Below are 20439 nucleotides of genomic sequence, written 5' to 3' on the forward strand. Positions count from 1 at the left end.
TTAGAGATTAACTCTAGTTTTCCCAATTCATCAATAATTATATAGCCGTTCTTTTCTTCATATGCTGCATTTGTAATAATCGTATTTGCAATTTCAAAAGCAGATTTCAAAAAATGATATCGCCCTACTGCGATAGTTTGCATGTCCATAGATTTGGCTTGTAAAGGAGTTATTTTTTTTGTCTTTACATTTAGCATGTAGCGATGTCCTTTATCGTTTCTAGGTGTTAAAACACCATACACATCTTTTCTACCTTTAGTCCAATTGAATAGAGTAGTGCTTTTTCCTGTTTCGATATTATCAGAGAATATGTAAATCATCCTTTTGAGGGATTGAAGTGAACACTAAAAACTATGCTTTTTGCTAAAAAATGTTGCATTCGATTCAGTCCCTTGTAGGAGCTACTGTCTTGCCAGGCATAATACACTATTGATCTAAGATGTGGTAATAATAATAATGTCTGTTGTAGATCTGATTGATATTCTGACTGACGTCTAGATAAGATTTTGTTTAATCCTTTTACTAGTAATGGACCAAGTACCAAATACCATAAACCAATAATAAGAATGCTCCTTGAGACTAGGTATAAACCTGTTTCCCAGCCATCATATTCCTTCTTAAAATAAAGTAGGGGTAGTAAAATCATTACTAGTGTGATACTCCAAAACAGAAGTTGCTTTGATTTAATTATTGATCTATTTTTTTTATTTGCTACGTCTCCAGGTGTTATGGTCATTGGATTAAGTTTTGGTACTTCCACTAATTGTATAAGGTGAATAATCTTTAAAATTAAAATACCAACTAGAAGCCCTGAAATTGTATAAAAACTAATATAGATTACAAGTAAGTTTGTTGTGGATAAATTTATGCTAATGAAACTTAATTTATTGTTTATCCATTCTGAATAGACATCAACAGCTTTCCAAAGAGATTGACCATATATTATGGTAAGAGTAAATAGTTTTTGGAGGGCTGATTCTAAAAAGGTTAACATTCCAAGTAATATTACAGTAAACGGATTTACTTTAAATAAACTATATAAGCCAATTCCCAAGAATGCTTGAAAAGAAACGGCCAAATATGCCGTAATAGGAGAATGAGGACTTACGCTTAGCTTTACTAATAATACGATGCTTAAAGCCTTTATTAACGACGTACGAATATCTTTAGCATAGAAGGCAATTAAACTAATCAATAATATAGAAACACCTCCTACTATTATTCCTGTAAATGGAGAGCTGAAAGCATGCATAAAACCACCTAAACCGCATTCATTGAGTGCCCATAGAGCTGTTAATCGTTCAATGATCAACCTATGATTTTGATTCATTTTTTTTGAATACAAAAAGTTAAACAATCTGTTAAGTTAAGCATTTACAAGAAATACTAAGTGTAACAAAAGTTACAAAGAATCGATAACAACGATATTACATTGTACTATTCGTAAAAAATTTAATATGGACAGTATTCAAAAAAACTATGAAACAAAGTTCACTGGTTGGGCTTTTATTTTGTCAGCGGCATTATTGTGGTTTGGCTGGGCTTTATCTCCGCATCATATAGGAGAATATATTGTAGCGGCAGATTTTGAGGCTATTAGTGAAAATGTGTGGACATGGATTTGGATGTACCGTATTCATATTTTTGGTTGGGTAACAATGGGAATATCTTTATTTGCATTGGTTTCTGTGACAGCTAGAAAACCTTATAGAGTACTTATTTTACCAGGTGCTGGTATGGTGATTATTGGCACATTTACATTGGCTATTGCAAACGCATATTTCTACAATTTTGGTGCTTGGGGAGTAGGTGAAACTGTTGGTAAAACCACTGCCGAAATAGAAATATTTATGCATGATATTTTATTTACGAATCAGTATGTGACCTGTTTCATAAGGTTTGGTCGAATCTTTTCTGGTGTTGGATTAGTGTTATTAGGATATGCTTTTATAAAGTGGAAGATCGTTAGCAAATGGTTAGGTTGGTTCACTGCTCTTTTAGGTCTCGCCGCAATGGGAGTTATTTTAGCTATTCCAGATAATTTCGAAATCTATAAACCACTCTTTCATATTAAGGTGTTGTGGTTATTAGCTATGGGAATTGTACTTTTAAAAAACGGTGTCAATTTACCAAAATTTGATAAATAAGATATTCGCTCATGGAAATTATTCTCTATATAAGAAATAATTATTCACTAAGTTGATATATTCTTGTTTAGCTTCATCCTCACTTATATTCTGAACTTGAAAAAGCGCATTAGTCTTAAAAGCATTGATTATTGGTTTACGACTACTTGGTCTTCCATAATCGTTGGTAGCTTTTTTGTAATAGGCGTATAGCCTTAATAAAAAATCAGCAGGGAAAGGTTCCTTGTGATCGTTTACACGCTCTACAGCTGCTTCAAATTCTATATTTAATTCTTCAGATGTCATTTCATTTCGGCAATGATGCTTTCACCACCACGAACTTTTTGATTGAGTTCTACTTTAATTTCAGCATCTAAAGGTAAAAATAAATCTACTCGCGAGCCAAATTTTATAAAACCAGAGTCCATGCCCTGGACAGCAGTAGTACTCACTTTGGCATAATTTACAATACGTTTGGCAAGTGCGCCTGCAATCTGTCTATATAGTACTTTACCAAAACCATTATTTTCTACAACTACTGTAGTCCGCTCATTTTCTTCACTCGCTTTAGGGTGCCATGCTACTAAATATTTGCCTGGATGGTATTTGCTGTACGTAATATTCCCACTTATAGGAAATCGAGTAACATGCACATTTATTGGTGACATAAATACCGAAACCTGAATACGTTTATCCTTAAAAACTTCTTTTTCAAAAACTTCTTCAATCACCACAACTTTACCATCTACTGGTGACAAAGCTTGTTTTTCATTCTGGTGTGTAAAGCGTTTTGGATTTCTAAAAAATTGGAGAATTAAAATAAAGAAAATTAATATTACAATCATCAATCCTTTACGCAACCATTCATTAAATATAAATTCATCTATGAGAAAAAATGATCCGACAACGATTACCAGCGTAAAAAAAATGATTTTATGACCTTCTTTATGAAACATAGTTTATAATTCTTAAAAACAAATAAATAAATGGTGATGCAAAGATAAGACTATCTAATCTATCTAACAGCCCACCATGTCCTGGCATTATAACTCCACTATCTTTAACACCAGCTTGTCGTTTAAATTTAGACTCTATTAAATCTCCTAAGGTTCCTAATACACTAACAATAATCGCTAAAATAAGCCAACTTGTAAAACCGAATGTTTCTGTGTACTTAGCAATAAAATAACTAGATACACAAGCAAAAAATAATCCACCTAAAAATCCTTCGACAGTTTTCTTTGGGGAAATACTGGGGAATAACTTCTGCTTTCCAAAGTTTTTACCTACTAAATAAGCAGCACTATCATTAATCCAAACTAAAATAAAACCGCCAAGTAGCAATAATGGAGTAAAGTTGTTTTTGTAGTTGGCAATTAATAACATGAATATAAATCCACTCGTTAAGTAAAACGTCGTGATTATATAACTTTTAGATTGAAAAAGAGGAAATCTTTTTTCGGTAAATAGATCCTTTATTAAAATTAAATTCACAAAAATTGTGACCACTAATAGTATTTGAATAGCCTCGTCACTGCCATTAAGCTTATCTCGAAGAAGGCAGATATACCAAAATCCAAAGTATAGAATGAAGAATATAATATACTGAATGAGGGATTTTAGTTTTATGAGTTTACTCAATTCTACCAGACTTAAGAGTCCAAATATGGCAAGTAATATTACTGAGCCTTCTTGCACATACAGAGAACCTATGAGTAATAGAACATAAATAGCACCAGAAATGGCTCTTATGAATAACTCTTTCATTACAAATCTTCTAGTAGTAGTAAATATAAGTTTTTAGCACTACTTCCATAAGTTAGAAAGTCTTTGTCGTCAGCAGTTTTAAAATGCTTAATCGTAGTAATGTTAGTAGGTATTGTTGTTTTGCTCTTTTCTTTTATACCTTTTAGACCTTCTCCTATGTTTTCTACAAATTGACTTGTGGTTGCGTAGATAATAAAATTATCAGGTAGTTCTATTAATTTTTTTTCAGCTATTTGATTTGATGATATTAATAATGAACCATCATCTGAGATTAAATATTCACAAGTAGATAAAAAGTAAGAGCTTTCAGATATTTTTTTGGTACTATTAAGCTCAAAATCTTTGAATAAATCAATTAAGCGATCATCAATAATGAAGACCTTATCGTTATGCCACTTGTTTTCATTTAATATAGAATTAAAACTATCTTTAACTTCTTCCATATTTTCACAGTAAAGAAATTTACCACCATTGGCCTTGAAATTTATCGTAAATCTTTCATCTGCAGGCAACTTGACTTCTGGCATATATTTGCCACGCTCTTGATTTGGTATGTTTTCTTCGGTTTGATCAGATTTTTTACCGAAGAATTTACGAAATAAGCTCATCCAATAGTTGCTATTAATCCTAATGTTTGTGTCTGTTGTAAATATAAAAAAACTTAAATTAACATATGGTCAATTTAAGTTTTTTATATAATTCTATGAGTGGTTATTCTTCTTCCTCAGTGGTAATTTGATCTTTCTCAAATGCGCGCTTTCCGAATATTTTTTCTAGATTGTCTTTAAAGATAACTTCTTTTTCTAATAAAACTTCTGCTAGTTCTGTGAGTTTATCTTTATTCTCTTCTAAAAGCTTTATTGCTCTGGCATATTGTTCTTCAATAATATTTGAGATCTCTTTATCAATAAGTTCTGCAGTTTGTTCACTGTAAGGCTTTGTGAAACCATATTCAGATTGCCCAGAAGAATCATAATACGTAAGATTTCCAACTTTATCGCTAAGTCCATAAATAGTTACCATAGCCTTAGCTTGTTTGGTCACCTTTTCAAGATCACTAAGTGCTCCTGTTGATATTTTATCAAAAATCACTTTTTCGGCAGCTCTACCTCCTAAGGCAGCACACATTTCATCTAACATTTGTTCTGGACGGACAATAAGTCGTTCTTCTGGCAAGTACCAAGCAGCACCTAAAGAACGACCTCTAGGGACTATTGTTACTTTTACTAATGGTGCAGCGTGTTCCAACATCCAACTAATCGTTGCATGACCAGCTTCATGAAATGCTACAGCTCTTTTCTCTTCTGGAGTAATAATTTTGTTTTTCTTTTCTAAACCACCAATGATTCTATCAACTGCGTCTAAAAAGTCTTGTTTGTTTACAGCTTTTTTACCTTTTCTTGCGGCAATTAAAGCGGCTTCGTTACAAACGTTTGCAATATCAGCACCAGAAAAACCAGGTGTCTGTTTAGCTAAGAAATCTACATCTAAGGTTTCTTCTTTTTTAAGAGGTCTTAGATGAACTTCAAAAATTTCTTTTCGTTCCCTAACGTCAGGAAGATCTACATATATCTGTCTGTCAAATCTGCCTGCACGCATCAATGCTTTATCTAAAACATCGGCTCTGTTAGTCGCAGCTAATACAATTACATTGGTGTTAGTTCCAAAACCATCCATTTCGGTTAGTAATTGATTTAGCGTGTTTTCTCGCTCATCATTCGATCCTGAGAAATTATTTTTTCCTCTAGCTCTACCAATAGCATCAATTTCATCAATAAAAATTATTGACGGTGACTTCTCTTTTGCCTGTTTAAATAAATCTCTAACACGAGATGCACCTACACCAACAAACATTTCAACAAAATCTGATCCAGATAATGAAAAGAAAGGGACTTTGGCTTCACCAGCTACCGCTTTTGCTAATAATGTTTTACCTGTACCTGGAGGTCCTACAAGTAAAGCACCTTTAGGAATTTTACCTCCTAAAGCGGTATATTTTTCTGGGTACTTTAAAAAATCTACAATTTCCTGTACTTCTTCTTTTGCACCTTCAAGACCTGCTACATCTTTAAAAGATGTTTTAGTATCGCTTTTTTCGTCAAACAATTTGGCTTTGGATTTTCCTATATTGAAAATCTGTCCACCAGCACCGCCACCACCACCAGATGACATACGTCTCATTATAAATATCCAGACGCCTATTATTAAAACAAAAGGTAGTAAAGTTAGTAGAAAATCTCCCCAAACATTTTGTTCAGTATCATACTTTACTTCTGTGTTTAAATTGTTTTCTTCTTTTATCTGTCTTATATCTTTTTCAAAATTTTGAAGATCACCAAATTCAAATTTATAATTAGGCACAGCAGATACGGTTGGTAATATGGTTTGAGGTTTCGTGTTTTTGTGAACCTCTTGTTGCTGAGCCTCTTTTGTTAAATAAACTCTAGCCTCTCTTTTATTAACAATTACAACTTTTTCTACGTCTCCTTTACTCAAATAATCTAAAAATTGAGATGGTGTAGTTTGAGTGCCTGTTGATCCACCGAATCCTCCTGAAAATAATTGGATTGATAAAAATACAGCAATGATAACTCCGTATATCCAATACGGATTCATTTTCGGTTTTTTATTTAAATTTTTATTGTCTTTTGCCATTAGTAGCCTTTCTCTTTTTTAATAACTTGTTTCTATTTGCGTGGTTTTAGCGTCTCCCCAAAGACTTTCAATATCATAGTACTCTCTGATATGTTTTTGAAACACATGTACTACCACGTTAACATAATCCATTAATACCCATTCGGCATTCTCTGTACCTTCAATATGCCAAGGTTTATCTTTTGTGGTTTTACTAACTTGTTTCTGAATGGAATTGACGATTGCATTTACTTGTGTATTAGAAGTACCTTCACAAATAATAAAATAATCGCAAACCGTATTTTCTATTTCCCTTAAGTCTAATATTGTAATTTCTTTTCCTTTAACCTCTTCAATACCTCCTATTATTATCGTAATAAGTTGGTCTGCACTCGTATTTTCTTTCGTCATTAAATTGAATTAATTTTATGCAAAGTTATTATTTTTTTAGTTCTTGTAGGCTGTAATAGTCATAAGAAAACTATAAAATAAAACTGTTTTTAATGTTTATAATCAAACTTGATGCCATTGACTCCACCAATTCCTACCTTAAGGCGATGACATCTGCTGGCTTCCCTAAAGATTTTACCGTGGTTGTAACAGAATTACAGACGCAAGGAAGAGGGCAAATGGGTACAGTTTGGAAAGCCGATTATGGTAAAAACCTTACAGCTAGTGTCTTTAAGAAAGTATCTTTTTTAAAAACCGAAGAACAGTTTTATATTAGTATGGTTGTCTCCTTAGCCATTTATGATGCATTAAAAGCACTTAGAATTCCACAATTAAGCATTAAATGGCCTAACGACATTTTGTCAGCAAATAAGAAGTTATGCGGAATTTTGATTGAAAATGTCATAAAGAATAATCAGCTTCAAGGTACAGTTATTGGATTTGGACTAAATATAAATCAGAAAAATTTTGAAAGTTTACCTTCAGCATCATCTATGAAAAACCTTACTGGTATTACTTATGCCAAAGATGAGGTGTTGACGAAAATTCTAAATAATTTTCAATCCTATTTTAAATTGTTGGAGGACAAAGACTTTGATAACATAAAATCTCAATATGAAAATTTTCTGTTTAGAAAGGATAAGCCATCGACATTTCAAATACCCTCAAACAATATATTTTCGGGTATTATAAATGGAATTTCAGAACAAGGACAATTAAGAGTCTGGACTGAAGATGATATCATTAGAACCTTTGAGTTTAAAGAAGTGACTTTATTGTATTAAATAGCCGTTGTCATATTAGTAGCTAATGTTTCAATAAACTTACTAATAGGTCCTTTTATCATCATCGCCATCATAGCATTAAACTCACCTTCAAACGTTAGTTGAACATCGCTTTTGTCTTCTTGAGCCCTCGTAATATCTGCTGTTAACGAAAAGTCTAATTTACCACCTGCAGCTCCCAAAACAATCTTATTAAACGGAATTTCTTCTTTCTTTTTAAGAATTATTTCTGGCATACCTTTAAGAGCGAATAAAAATTTGTCATGTTCCAAGACTTCAAATTTGCTTATATTTTCAGGCATTAAGCTTTCAAAATTTTTTATATCAGATAAAAAATTAAATGTGTCTTCTGGAGATTTATTTATAGTTACTTTAGGTGATTCTAAATTCATAATTAAAATTTATGGTATATGGATATCAAATTGTGTTCCAATTGCTTGGATCTGCATTCCAATTTGCTAAAATATCTTGTTGCTTTGCTGTGATATAATTAGTGTCTAAGGCTTGTTCTAACAAATTTTCGTAATTACTTAGCGTATTCAATTCTACATGTGCAGTTTTAAAGTTCTCCTTAGCAACCTCAAAACCATATGAGAATATTGCTACCATGCCTTTTACGTTAACTTCAGCTTTATTCAAAGCGTTGACAGCATTAAGACTACTTTTTCCAGTACTTATTAAATCTTCTACTACTACAACAGTTTGCCCTTTTTCAACGTATCCTTCAATCTGATTCTGGCGTCCATGTTTTTTAGCTTCAGGTCTTACATAGATAAAGGGTAGATTTAAATATTCTGCGACTAAGGCACCAATTCCGATGGCACCTGTTGCAACTCCTGCAATAACATCTGGTTTACCATATTTGTCTTCAATATGCTTTGCCATGGTTTCCCTAATATAATTTCTGATTAAAGGATAAGACAAAACGATTCTATTATCGCAATAAATTGGTGATTTCCATCCAGAAGCCCATGTAAAAGGCTCATTTGGTTGAAGTTTTATGGCATTTATTTGCAATAAAACTTCGGCAGTTTTTTTCGCGGTCTCTTTATTAAAAATCATATTGCAAAATTAATCATTTTTGTAGGCTTAATTATTTTAAAACAAAATAAATTTTAGATAAAAAGAATTCTAATAAAAAATAATACTTTTACATAGTAAGATAGAAAACAGCATATCCATGTACACTATTTATGTTGGCAATAAACCCATAATATTAACAACGGAAATTGAAAAAGAGACTAATTTTAAAACGTTTCTTTTGAAATCTGCAAATATTGGTAAAGTTATCAAGCTACTTAATACGACAGGTCTTGAGGGAGTTCATTTAGTGCATAGTAATAAGGATAAATTGTTAAAACTATTTCTTAAACTATTGCCCAATGTCGTTGCTGGTGGTGGAAAAACCTATAATTCTAATAACGAAATACTATTTATTTATAGAAATAATAAATGGGATTTGCCTAAAGGTAAAAGAGAGCGTAAAGAAACTATTGAAGAATCTGCAATTAGAGAGGTAGAAGAAGAGACAGGTGTCAAAGGCTTATCAATAACCAAAGCATTACAAACAACGTATCATATCTTCAAAAGAAACGGTAAGCACAAAATTAAAGTGACTTATTGGTTTGAAATGAAAACTGATTTTAACGGGGAACTGCAGCCTGAACAAAGTGAAGGTATAACAAAAGTTCAGTGGTTAGATGACGCAGCTTCTAAGAAGGCACTTGAAAATAGCTACGCTAATATAAAACTACTCGTCTAAGTTTTTAGGTGTTAAAGCTATCTGCTTATCATCATAGGTGTTAAAATAATTCTAATTTTTAACTAGTAGAAACTTTTAAAATTGATTTTTGTTTAATTCATAACGAATAAGCATTAAACAAAAAAGCAATGAAAAACAAGTTATTTTTCCGGACCCCAAATCTGAAAATCAACCTACTTGTTGTATTAATGAGTGTTTTTACATTAGGATTTTCTCAAACAGATTCTCGATTTTGTGGTGATATCGAGAATTTTGAATTTTCTAATGAACATGAAAGCATGGTGATAGAGGATAATGGTATTTACGCTTTAAATGATTTACCAGATAACTTTTACATTAATGCAAATGTTCAAGGGTATTCTCAAAGGTAAAATACAATGTTAGAAATCTTGAAACAAATCAAGCTTATCAAATTATTGAAAATTTTGTACCCTACACATTTCCTGCTGGTAACGCAGCGTGGAATTTGGGTGCAGGAAAATACAGTATAACAGCGAGATTGTATCGAAGAAATCTGGCTCGAGGGAATATTTGTGATAAAACTTCTATTACCATCACTATTACAGATCAGCTATCATGCACAGCAGATGCAGGTACATTAACAGCAACAGCAACATCAGTATGCTCAACAGGCGAAGTAATGATTTCAGCCCATGCCAATGGAGATGCAGTAGTTCCAGCTGATTATTCGGTATTATATGTGTTAATACAAGGTGAAGGCTTAGTGATTGAGCAAGTCAATACAGAAGCGCCAGAGTTCACCGTAGTTGGAGGAGGAGATTATACGATTCATACGTTAGTATATCCAAACGGCTTAGATTTAAGTATTGTAGAGTTAGGAGTAACGACAGGTTTTGATGTCAATGGTTTACTGATCCAAGGTGGAGGTGAGTTATGTGCGTCATTAGATGTAGCAGGAGCACCAGTACATATTACAAATCCAGATGCAGGTACATTGACAGCAACGGAAAGCAATGTGACGTTATCAGGAGGATCGGCAATGATCTCAGCCACACCAAATGGAGATGCTAATCAGCCAGAAGGCTATAGTACCTTATTTGTATTAACAGAAGGAGAAAACTTAGTAATCCGCTAGGTAGGAGGTACACCAGAATTTACAGTAGGCACAGCAGGTAACTACACGATACATACGTTAGTACTGCCAACAGGAACAGACTTAAGTGTCGTTTTACCAGGAGTAACAACGGGCTTTGATGTTAATAGTTTATTAGTACAAGGTGGTGGAAGCTTATGCGCATCATTAGATGTAGCAAGAGCACCAGTACATGTAGAAGAGGGAGTTGAAGAATGTACGGCTCATGTAGGTACAATGTATTCATATCAGCCAATACAGTGTTTAGAAGGAGGACATGCAACAGTTACGGCATCGCAAGATGAACCAGCGATAATTCCTAATGGTTATGAGCAATTATTTGTTTTAACCAATGCCTATAATCTGACCATATTACAAGTTTCTGCTACACCAGAATTTAATGTTGATCACGTAGGGTTCTTTAGAATACATAGTCTAGTATATGATCCGTCAATATTAGATTTAAGTATTGTACAGTTAGGTGTTACAATGGCATTTGATGTACTACCATTACTACAACAAGGTGGTGGAAATATATGTGCCTCATTAGATGTTCATGGTGCAGTAAATTTAGTACTACCACAATTTATTTGTAGTTTCTTTGGAAATAACTGGTATATCAGAGGAGAAAATCCTGATGTAAATAATGTGAACAACTGGGTAAATCAAAATAATGATTATGAAAGTTTTGAAAAGACTATGTTAGATGAAGCTACTGAAACTTCAGTATATCCAAATCCGGTAAAAAATGAATTATATGTAAAAACAGTATTATTAGAGAATGAAACTTTAAATTATTCTATCATTGATATTCAAGGTAGAAGACTAGAAAGTGGAGTAATTACAAAGATATCTGGTGATTCACATCTACTAGATATGAGTAAACTAAGTAATGGGACCTATATTGTTCAACTAAGCTCAGAATTTAGAAACTTCACCACTAAAGTTCAAGTACTGCAATAACTTAAGTACAAAAACTGAAGCTTCAAAGCCACCGTGAAAATGGTGGCTTTTTAGTTTATTTTAGCCTGTAAATAGGATATTGTAAATGTGCTTCTTCGTAGTTTTTACTGTTTTTATGCAACCAATCTAACTGAGCATACCAATTATTTGCAAAGTCTTCATCGTAGCTAATTTTTATATTGTATTCTATTTGAAGTTTTGGTTTTTGCCTTAAAAGTAGTTGCGCTTTATCCTCCCAAACATAAGGCGAAAATCCTTCTTTTTGTTGTAAAATTGTATCGAAAAAGTTCCAGTTGAAAAAAGAATCTGGTGCACTAGGTTCTAAGGTTTCTAATAAATAACGGATGGCTTTTTGATCTGTAGTTACTAAGTAATCACCTGACCGAAATTTTAGGTTTTCTTCAGTACTCTTAACTTTGGTGTTATAGTGCACATAATGACCTTCGTAAGCATTTTGTCTGGTCTGATAATCCTCAATTTTATAAGATTCTACCTTAAATACTGTGTCTTTTGTAATCTGTTTTAATTCAACATTATTTAATTTTAGCAAGTTCAAAACATTATGCCAACCTTGGGGAATAATATAGGCTTTTGGGATAAAAACTTCTGCTGTTGGTTTAAAATAGTTTTGATACATCACATCTTTTGTAAAAGGTTTCGAACTATCATATTTTAAACGTTTTGCACCTGTTAATTCACTAGGAATCATTTCACCTTCATAACCTTTGAATTGTAGTACTGTTGATTTTGTAGTATCTATTGTCCAAGATAGTGGATAAGATTTTCCGGCACTCCATATTTTAGCTTGTGATGTTTTAAGTTCGGCAATTTTATCACCTTGCTCTTCGGTTATTTCAAGCATACTTTTCATTAATTCGTAAGTACCTTCTACACGTTGTTTATAAGGTTTAAGCATGTGAGTTTCTACCATCATACCGATGGTGCTAAATAGTGTGGTATAGCCAGTTGAGTAACGAGGATAATCCATAAATTGAGAAAAACCACTATCTGGTGTTCTGTTAAATACATTTACATATGGAGTAATATCCCATGACTTTTTTTCGAGTTTTTCCTCAAGATTAGGCATAACTTCCTCATGAATGAAACTTCCCAATAGACCACCCATTTTATTATGCTGTGTAAATAAGTGGGTTAAAGTATACTGATAATCTGCACCATTACTTACATGATTATCTATGAAGATATCTGGTTGTACCAAATGAAATATTTGTGCAAATGATCTTGCGTTTTTTGTATCTGACTTTATAAAATCCCTATTTAAGTCATAATTCCTGGCATTCCCTCTAAAACCATATTCTTTTGGACCATTTTGATTGGTTCGTGTACCAGAATTTCTATTTAGACTTCCACCAATATTATAAATAGGTATTGTAACTAAAACGGTATTTTTTGGTGCTTCAATTTTACCTTCAACGATATCTCTATAGAGCATCATCGTAGCATCTATACCATCAGATTCACCTGGATGAATACCATTATTTATAAATAAAATTCTATTGTCTTTTCTAATGGTCTCGAAATCATCAGCTGAACTTTTCATATTTAATGTTACTATATGTAATGGTTTACCTGAATCGGTTTCACCGATTGCCTGGATTGTAATTTCATTATAACTATTTGCTAATTCTGTGTAGTATTGTATCGTTTCAAAATAAGTCGCGGTTTCCAGCCCTTCACTTTTTTCAAAAACAGTGGCAAAGTCAAAATTAGTGTTTACACCATTGGATTTTTTTTCATCCGAACAGGAATAGATGAATAAAAATAATAAGAGAAATTTTTTCATGCGTATATTTTTTTAAAGTCAAACATACAGATTTTAACTCACAAATTCTTGCGCTAAGCTATTTTTGAAAATGAAAAAAGACTAATTTTGCGTATGCTCAAAAATTATAATATGCAACAAACAACAGATACAATTTTAATGATTCGTCCAGTAAATTTTAGAATGAACGAACAAACTGCTGTAAACAATTATTTTCAAGAAGATTTAGCTCTAAGAAATACTGAAATTAATGCAAAAGCTCAACAAGAGTTTGATGTCTTTGTTGAAAAGTTAAGAGCGGTTGGCATCAATGTTATTGTTGAGAGTGATGATGAATTTATGGATACGCCGGATTCAATTTTTCCAAATAACTGGGTAAGTTTTCATAGTAATGGAGATATTGCTAAGTATCCTATGTTCGCCGAAAACCGGAGACGCGAACGTAGAGATGAAGTTTTTATAAGACTTGAAAATGAAGGTTTTAAAATTGAAAATATAGTTGATTATACTTCTGCAGAGCACGAAGGAGTCTTTTTAGAAGGCACAGGAAGCATAATAATGGATAGGGTAAATAGAAAGGCGTATTGTGCACTTTCACCTAGAGCAGATGAAGATCTCTTTATTGAGTTTTGTGAAGATTTTGAATATACACCAGTCATTTTCACCGCTAATCAAACTGTTAATGGGGAACGATTGCCGATATATCATACGAATGTTATGATGTGTTTAGCTAAAGACTTTTCTGTAATTTGTTTAGATACTATAGATGATAAGAAAGAACGAAAAAATGTAGTAAAACATTTAAAACAAGATGGAAAGGAGATTATTTCTATCACAGAAGTTCAAATGCATCAATTTGCAGGAAATATGCTGCAACTAAAAGGCGCAAATAATCAACTTTACTTGGTAATGAGCGAAGCAGCACACAAAAGCTTAACAAAAGATCAAATTAATAGAATTGAAAAGCATTGTCCGATACTTTCAAGTTGTTTAGAAATCGTAGAAACCTGCGGTGGTGGTAGTGCCAGATGTATGATGGCTGAAGTGTTTTTGCCTAAGGCCTAATAGCTTGTGAAAGCTATATTTACTTTTAAAAAAATAAGAATTTCCTTGTGACGGAATTTGGGAACTAAAAGATTTTTACATTATTGAAAATAATTCTTTCAGTTCTGTATCTACTGCAGACTGTATTGCTTTTGTTTATCCGTAATTAAAACCAGAATTAATTGTTTCATTTAGCAATAATTCGGAAATTGAATATAGATAAAGTTGATTATGATTGTGGAGCAATTTTAGGAAGTTCAATAAAGAATTTACTTCCAACACCTTGGGTGCTTTCTACCCAAATTCTACCATTATTAAGTTCAACTAAATCTTTAGCTATAGTCAAACCAAGACCAGTTCCTTTTTCATTTTTAGTACCAACGGTAGTAAAGTTTTTATTAGCCTTAAAGAGTTTATCGAGGTTGTCTCTAGATATACCTACGCCAGTATCTTCTACACATATTAATGCTTTACCATTTAAATCTTGATTGCTTATTGTTATAACATCACCTGTTCTACTAAATTTTACGGCGTTAGTAATTAGGTTTTGAATTACAATTTCAATCATACTACGATCTGCATAAATAAAGTCGCGTTGTGACTCATCGATAAGAACTATATTCTTGTCTTCAACCTTTTGCTCTACGAGTGCAATTTTAGACTGAAAAACATCCTGAATATTAAACATTTTAGGTTTAGGTTCTAAATTTTGCATTTGCGATTTAGACCAGTTTAATAAATTGAATAAAAGTGAAGATGCATTATTGGCATTTTCACTTAGCTCTGGTATTAGTTCGTAAAATTCGTCTTTTGAAATACTGTCTTCTTTAAGAAGATCTAGGAACGCTTTTATTGAAGAAATTGAATCTTTTAAATCGTGCGAGACTATTGAAAACAATTTATCTTTAACCTGATTTACTTCTTCAAGATGATGTGTTTGTTCAAGTATCGCTTCATTTCGGACTTGTTCCTGATTCAATTTTTCTCTTTGTTCAGCAATGGTATTTTTTAACTTTGTAATTCTAATTAAGGTAAAGATTAAAAAAGTTAATAATAATGCTAAAGCTGCTGTGGTACCATATAAAGCATATGGCTTATTGAGCCATTTTTTTAGGACTCCTGATAAACTGTTATCTTCTGTTTCCTTGATTTTAGGAATAATAGGATCATTAATTTTATTAAAATCAATAGGATCTACATCGGTAGGATAAACAGGTTCATCTACTTGAGCTAATTCTTGTTTTAAATCATAATATTTATTTTGCCAGAAGAATGCATTTTTAAAGTTATCTCTTATAGAATCTAAAGCTATATGTAATTTATAGTTTTCTAATAATTCAGTTTTATTATCAGTTTTTTGAGCAATTGAATGCGCTTCATTTAACTGTAATTCAGCCAGCTTTAAATTGTATTTTTGAAGGTTTAGATTACCAATTGCATTTAATGCCCTTAAAAGACCTTCGTCATTACCTTCTTTTCTATTGTATTTTAGACCTTCAACTAAATATTCTGCGGCCTTTTCATATTCTTTAAATCTTAGGTATTCCGTTCCTAACTTTGGAAGAATTTCACCTCTTAGATCTATATCATTTTTCGGATTTAAAAGACCAAGTACTTTTTCATAATAATCAATAGCCCTTCTATGCTCTTTTCTTATGGAGTAAAGCTCGGCAATATTTTTTGTGGAAGCGATGATGCCTTTTCTGTCATTTATCTTCTTTCTAACTTCTAGAGCTTTAAAGTTAAAGTCTATTGCCTTGTCTACCTGATTAGTTTTAAAATAGGCTTCTGCCAGGTTGTTATAAGCTGCACTGAGTTCTTCTTTAAGATCTTGTTTTTCAAATATATCTATGGCAGATAACGAATTTTGAAGACCTACTTTATAATTACCGCGTTTAATTTCTAAAAGCCCAATACTATTACTCACTTTGGCAACACCAAGTATGTCACTTAATCTTAAATAAAATTTTCTGGATTTAGTATAGTGATCTATGGCATTAAAATAGTCGTTACGTTTAGCGAAGATTAAAGCTCTAAAATAAGCACTCTGGGCAAGTCCCTTTGTGTAATTTAAATTTTCAGCAAGCTTAGATGTTTGATTTATATATAACAGTGCTTTTTTGTAGTCCTCAACTTTATACAATTCGTCTATAAGCATTAGCGAGAGGTCCACCTTTGTGGAGTCCTGCTGTTGGTATGCTAACTGTACCGTTAGATCGTCTATCTTTTCGTTTTGCGAATAGATACACAACGATACAAGCAAAGCAGCTAATGTTATAAACTGTTTCATTTGTTTGCAGCGTTAATACGAATTGCGATGCATGGGTGCGTATAACTTTTACAGAGGGATGACAAAAGTAAGCGAACACTTAACAGTAACAACTGGATTAATGTTTGATAATTAAGCCTCATTAACGTTTGGGACATTGATTAATAGCCTTTCAAAAATGACATAATGTGCTTAAATACACTAATTATTAGGTTTTAATGCCGATAAATTAGATGAAGTGACAGATATGAAAAAATACAAAATTGATAGTTCCGATTAACGGCATAAATCATAGAAAAACTACCTATTCATCGATGAAATGCACATTTAATAAAAGTGTCTTAAAATCAACTAGTTAGTGTTAAATAGGTGTGGAGCTGGAAGTATTTTTAGATCAAAATCAGATTTAAAATTAGGCCTTTTTAATTATGCTTAATATAATTTAAGTTCTAAAGTAGAGTTTGCTTAAATGGTATTTAAAGTTTCTAAAATAAGGAGTAGCTAAATGCATTAAATTAATAAAACTGCTATCTTTGCTGCCGTTTATAAATGCTAACAACAAAAGCAGATGAAGCTTCAAGATACATTAGACTTACACATAAAATCAGCTGTAAAAGCCTTATTTAAGTCAGAGCTGGAAACTGTAGAATTTCAAGCTACTCGAAAAGAGTTTGCAGGTGATATAACTGTGGTTGTATTCCCTATGTTAAGAGTTATAAAGGGAAATCCTTTGGTAATAGGTGAACAGATTGGTCAGTATTTAAAAGACAATGTAGATTTAGTAAAAGGCTTCAATATCGTTAAAGGATTTTTAAACATAGAGATTGATGATTCTTATTACGTCAATTTTTTTAAGCATATAAAAGACTATGAAACATATGGCTTTTCTGACTTAATGGATGATAAAGCTGTAATGGTAGAATACTCTTCGCCAAATACAAATAAACCATTACACCTAGGACACGTAAGAAATGTATTGTTAGGCTACAGTGTTGCAGAGATTTTAAAGGCTTCTGGTAAAAAGGTGTACAAAACACAGATTATAAACGATAGAGGAATTCATATTTGTAAGAGTATGCTAGCTTGGCAACGATACGGCAATGAAGAAACACCTATTTCTACAGGTCTAAAAGGCGATAAATTAGTGGGAAATTACTACGTGAAATTTGACAAAGCTTATAAAGAAGAGATTTCGGATTTAATAGCTCAAGGCAAAACTGAAGAAGAAGCAAAAAAGACAGCGCCTATTTTGTTAGAAGCCCAAGACATGCTTAGAAAATGGGAAGCTGGTGATGCTGATGTTGTTGCGCTATGGAAAAAAATGAACGGTTGGGTATATGAAGGCTTTGAACAGACTTACAAAGCAATTGGTGTTGATTTTGATAAATACTACTATGAAAGTCAGACCTATTTATTAGGTAAGGAATTTATCGTTGAAGGCTTAAAAACTGATGTTTTTTATAGAAAAGAAGATGGATCAGTTTGGTGCGATTTAACGGATGACGGATTAGACGAAAAAATTGTTCTTAGAAGTGATGGTACTGCTGTTTATATGACACAAGATATTGGTACGGCTATTCAACGAATAAAAGATTATCCAGATGTTGGTGGTATGGTATACACCGTTGGAAACGAACAAGATTATCATTTTAAGGTTTTATTTTTAATTCTTAAAAAACTTGGTTTTGATTGGGCTAAAAACTTATATCATTTAAGTTATGGTATGGTAGACTTACCTAGTGGTAAAATGAAAAGTAGAGAAGGAACCGTTGTAGATGCGGATGATTTAATACAGGAAATGGCTAGAACGGCTGAGGAAATTTCAAAAGAATTAGGGAAACTAGATGAGTACTCAGAAGCTGAAAAGAAAGCCCTGTACAAGACCATAGGTTTAGGTGCATTAAAGTATTACATCTTAAAAGTTGATCCTAAAAAACGCATATTATTCGACCCTAAAGAATCTATAGATTTTCAAGGTAATACAGGGCCATTTATACAATATACCTATGCAAGAATTCAATCTATATTGAGAAAAGCTGAAGGAACTGATGCAGAGATATCAAATATTATACTTCATGAAAAAGAAAAACAACTTCTAAAACAACTCGAAGTATTTCCGGATGTCATCCAAAACGCTGCAGAACAGCACAGTCCTGCATTAATTGCAAACTACATTTATGATTTGGCTAAAGATTTTAATTCATTCTACCAAAATGTATCAATTCTTGGAGCAGATAAATATGAGGATAAATATTTTAGAGTAGCATTGTCTAAAACAGTAGGTCAGACTATTAGGAATGGGTTTGAAATTTTAGGAATTGATGTGCCTGAGCGCATGTAATAGAGCAAACAGTACTTCTCTTTCAAGGTTCTATTTTAACGTTATTTTAGTTGAGAAAATACCTGTTAATGCGTATCTTTACTACTAGTGGTTTTACGTATTCACATTATTAAATAACTAAAAATGATGACACGTGTTGTATTAAAATCGGGTTTCGGTGCATTTTCACTTTTATTTGCACTGTTTTTTTTAGTGTCTGTAATAGGATAAAGTGATTTTACTGAGTATAGAGGTAAAGTAGTAGATGGTCGCTCTAACAAATCTTTAGAAGCCGTTAGTTTAAATATTATCGAAACCAACATCAATACTATTACTAATTCAGAAGGCGGATTTATTCTTAAGGTTCCAAATAAATATTTAGATTCTAAAGTTATTTTCACCCTTTTAGGCTATAACACTAGGGTCATACCGTTGTCTGAATTGACTAAGGAAAATAATAAGATTAAATTATATGAAGCGGTTACTGAACTTTCTGAAGTAAGTATTACGACGTACAAGAATGCCGAAAGTTTGGTTAGAAAGGTCTTTGAAGATAAGTATAGGAATTTACAAGATGAGTCTGTTTACATGACGGCATTTTATAGAGAGACCATTAAAAGAAGTAATAGAAACGTTTCATTAACTGAGGCTGTTGTTAATATATTAAAACAACCACATACGTCTTCTCAGCGTGATGCTATAAAATTAGGTAAAGTGAGAAAAAGTAGGGATTATAAACGTTTAGATACGGTTTCTGTGAAATTACAAGGTGGTCCTTTTTCAACCATATATCTAGATTTAATGAAGTATCCTGAGTATATTTTTACGGATGAATCTATAGGTAGCTATGATTTTTCTTTTGGTGATGCTTCAACAATAAATAATAGAAACGTTTATGTTGTTAATTTTAGGTCTAAGAATAGTGGACTTAATTATAATTATACCGGTAAGTTATACATTGATGTGCAATCCTTAGCATTAGTTAGTGCTCAATATGCTTTAGATGTAAGTAATAAGAGTAAAACAAAGAATTTGCTGGTTAGAAAAAAACCAAGAGATATAATTGTATATCCATTAGAAGCAAATTACCGTGTAGATTATAAGGCTAGAGGCGGAAAGTGGTATTATAGTTATTCTAATCTTAGTTTAAAATTTAAAGTCAATAAAAAACGTCAGATTTTTAATAAGGTATATACATTAGCTAGTGAAATGGCTATTACAGATTGGGAGATAAATATCAAAGACAAAAAAATTAAAAACAAAGATAGATTAAGACCAAGTGTTATTATTACAGACGCTATTTCTGGTTTTTCAGACCCAGATTTTTGGGGAGAGTATAATTTAATAGAACCTGATAAATCTATTGAAAGCGCAATTGAAAAAATAAGGAATAGTATAAGAAAAGAAAAGGAAAAACAGAAAGGTAAAAACGGAACCTCATAA

The 20439-nt window shown here is 32.3% G+C and carries 22 protein-coding genes; 9 read left to right on the top strand and 13 right to left on the bottom strand.

Annotated features, from left to right (window positions below):
- On the bottom strand, nt 1–320 hold a 320-nt coding region (locus ACTG3Y_RS05825), incomplete at its 3' end, for a nucleoside-triphosphatase (RefSeq protein WP_439151983.1).
- A complete protein-coding gene (locus ACTG3Y_RS05830) occupies nt 317–1312 on the bottom strand; it encodes a hypothetical protein (protein ID WP_439151984.1) in 996 nt (331 codons plus the stop codon). The genes ACTG3Y_RS05825 and ACTG3Y_RS05830, both read right to left, overlap by 4 nt.
- Nucleotides 1313–1457: 145 nt before the next feature.
- Here ACTG3Y_RS05830 and ACTG3Y_RS05835 point away from each other — a divergent pair, with 145 nt between their 5' ends.
- A complete protein-coding gene (locus ACTG3Y_RS05835) occupies nt 1458–2147 on the top strand; it encodes a hypothetical protein (protein WP_439151985.1) in 690 nt (229 codons plus the stop codon).
- A gap of 18 nt (nt 2148–2165) precedes the next feature.
- Here the strand turns inward: ACTG3Y_RS05835 and ACTG3Y_RS05840 are convergent, their stop codons facing one another.
- The 6 genes from ACTG3Y_RS05840 to rsfS all read right to left on the bottom strand — a co-directional run bounded on the left by ACTG3Y_RS05840 (nt 2166) and on the right by rsfS (nt 6938).
- Complete coding sequence (locus tag ACTG3Y_RS05840; RefSeq protein WP_439151986.1) at nt 2166–2432, bottom strand: acyl-CoA-binding protein; 267 nt, start codon at nt 2430–2432, stop codon at nt 2166–2168.
- Entirely contained in the window at nt 2429–3082 is a 654-nt protein-coding gene (locus ACTG3Y_RS05845) for a phosphatidylserine decarboxylase family protein (RefSeq protein ID WP_439151987.1), read from the bottom strand. The genes ACTG3Y_RS05840 and ACTG3Y_RS05845 overlap by 4 nt, the downstream gene beginning before the upstream one ends.
- Nucleotides 3072–3893, bottom strand: coding sequence for a phosphatidate cytidylyltransferase (locus ACTG3Y_RS05850; RefSeq protein WP_439151988.1), 822 nt, complete (start codon nt 3891–3893; stop codon nt 3072–3074). The genes ACTG3Y_RS05845 and ACTG3Y_RS05850 overlap by 11 nt, the downstream gene beginning before the upstream one ends.
- Entirely contained in the window at nt 3893–4501 is a 609-nt protein-coding gene (locus ACTG3Y_RS05855; RefSeq protein WP_439151989.1) for an LUD domain-containing protein, read from the bottom strand. Before ACTG3Y_RS05855 ends, ACTG3Y_RS05850 begins: the two co-directional genes overlap by 1 nt.
- 103 nt (nt 4502–4604) lie before the next feature.
- On the bottom strand, nt 4605–6548 hold the full coding sequence (gene ftsH, locus ACTG3Y_RS05860; RefSeq protein WP_439151990.1) for an ATP-dependent zinc metalloprotease FtsH: 1944 nt from the start codon (nt 6546–6548) through the stop codon (nt 4605–4607).
- Nucleotides 6549–6566: 18 nt separating this feature from the next.
- Nucleotides 6567–6938 carry a ribosome silencing factor gene (rsfS, locus tag ACTG3Y_RS05865; RefSeq protein WP_439151991.1) on the bottom strand — a complete coding sequence of 124 codons (372 nt, stop codon included), beginning with the start codon at nt 6936–6938 and terminating at the stop codon, nt 6567–6569.
- 92 nt (nt 6939–7030) lie between these two features.
- Between rsfS and ACTG3Y_RS05870 the strand changes: the two genes are divergently transcribed.
- Entirely contained in the window at nt 7031–7762 is a 732-nt protein-coding gene (locus ACTG3Y_RS05870) for a biotin--[acetyl-CoA-carboxylase] ligase (RefSeq protein WP_439151992.1), read from the top strand.
- Here the strand turns inward: ACTG3Y_RS05870 and ACTG3Y_RS05875 are convergent.
- Entirely contained in the window at nt 7759–8154 is a 396-nt protein-coding gene (locus tag ACTG3Y_RS05875; RefSeq protein ID WP_439151993.1) for an SRPBCC family protein, read from the bottom strand. The two genes, ACTG3Y_RS05870 and ACTG3Y_RS05875, sit on opposite strands and share 4 nt — an antisense overlap.
- 25 nt (nt 8155–8179) lie before the next feature.
- Nucleotides 8180–8824, bottom strand: a complete 645-nt coding sequence (gene pyrE / locus ACTG3Y_RS05880; protein WP_439151994.1) for an orotate phosphoribosyltransferase — start codon at nt 8822–8824, stop codon at nt 8180–8182.
- Between the two features lie 118 nt (nt 8825–8942).
- Here pyrE and ACTG3Y_RS05885 point away from each other — a divergent pair, with 118 nt between their 5' ends.
- The 4 genes from ACTG3Y_RS05885 to ACTG3Y_RS05900 all read left to right on the top strand — a co-directional run bounded on the left by ACTG3Y_RS05885 (nt 8943) and on the right by ACTG3Y_RS05900 (nt 11580).
- A complete protein-coding gene (locus ACTG3Y_RS05885) occupies nt 8943–9524 on the top strand; it encodes an NUDIX hydrolase (protein WP_439151995.1) in 582 nt (193 codons plus the stop codon).
- Nucleotides 9525–9712: 188 nt separating this feature from the next.
- Entirely contained in the window at nt 9713–9895 is a 183-nt protein-coding gene (locus tag ACTG3Y_RS05890) for a hypothetical protein (protein ID WP_439151996.1), read from the top strand.
- A 95-nt stretch (nt 9896–9990) separates the two neighbouring features.
- Entirely contained in the window at nt 9991–10620 is a 630-nt protein-coding gene (locus ACTG3Y_RS05895; protein WP_439151997.1) for a hypothetical protein, read from the top strand.
- A 234-nt stretch (nt 10621–10854) separates the two neighbouring features.
- Entirely contained in the window at nt 10855–11580 is a 726-nt protein-coding gene (locus ACTG3Y_RS05900) for a T9SS type A sorting domain-containing protein (RefSeq protein ID WP_439151998.1), read from the top strand.
- Nucleotides 11581–11635: 55 nt separating this feature from the next.
- Here ACTG3Y_RS05900 and ACTG3Y_RS05905 read toward each other — a convergent pair whose 3' ends face one another.
- The gene (locus ACTG3Y_RS05905; protein ID WP_439151999.1) at nt 11636–13384 is read right to left on the bottom strand and encodes a M14 family metallopeptidase; all 1749 of its coding nucleotides are present in this window, start codon (nt 13382–13384) and stop codon (nt 11636–11638) included.
- A gap of 111 nt (nt 13385–13495) precedes the next feature.
- On the opposite strand from ACTG3Y_RS05905, the gene ctlX reads away from it, so the two are divergent.
- Nucleotides 13496–14428, top strand: a complete 933-nt coding sequence (ctlX, locus tag ACTG3Y_RS05910; RefSeq protein ID WP_439152000.1) for a citrulline utilization hydrolase CtlX — start codon at nt 13496–13498, stop codon at nt 14426–14428.
- 208 nt (nt 14429–14636) lie between these two features.
- Here ctlX and ACTG3Y_RS05915 read toward each other — a convergent pair whose 3' ends face one another.
- Nucleotides 14637–16697: a tetratricopeptide repeat-containing sensor histidine kinase gene (locus ACTG3Y_RS05915; protein WP_439152001.1), complete on the bottom strand. Its 2061-nt coding sequence runs from the start codon at nt 16695–16697 to the stop codon at nt 14637–14639.
- 547 nt (nt 16698–17244) lie between these two features.
- Between ACTG3Y_RS05915 and argS the strand changes: the two genes are divergently transcribed.
- A complete protein-coding gene (gene argS, locus ACTG3Y_RS05920) occupies nt 17245–19017 on the top strand; it encodes an arginine--tRNA ligase (protein WP_439152002.1) in 1773 nt (590 codons plus the stop codon).
- Between the two features lie 101 nt (nt 19018–19118).
- Here argS and ACTG3Y_RS05925 read toward each other — a convergent pair whose 3' ends face one another.
- The gene (locus ACTG3Y_RS05925) at nt 19119–19397 is read right to left on the bottom strand and encodes a hypothetical protein (RefSeq protein WP_439152003.1); all 279 of its coding nucleotides are present in this window, start codon (nt 19395–19397) and stop codon (nt 19119–19121) included.
- Between ACTG3Y_RS05925 and ACTG3Y_RS05930 the strand changes: the two genes are divergently transcribed.
- Nucleotides 19306–20439, top strand: a complete 1134-nt coding sequence (locus ACTG3Y_RS05930) for a carboxypeptidase-like regulatory domain-containing protein (protein ID WP_439152037.1) — start codon at nt 19306–19308, stop codon at nt 20437–20439. The two genes, ACTG3Y_RS05925 and ACTG3Y_RS05930, sit on opposite strands and share 92 nt — an antisense overlap.

The sequence above is a fragment of the Winogradskyella sp. genome (assembly GCF_965656915.1).
Taxonomy (GTDB): domain Bacteria; phylum Bacteroidota; class Bacteroidia; order Flavobacteriales; family Flavobacteriaceae; genus Winogradskyella.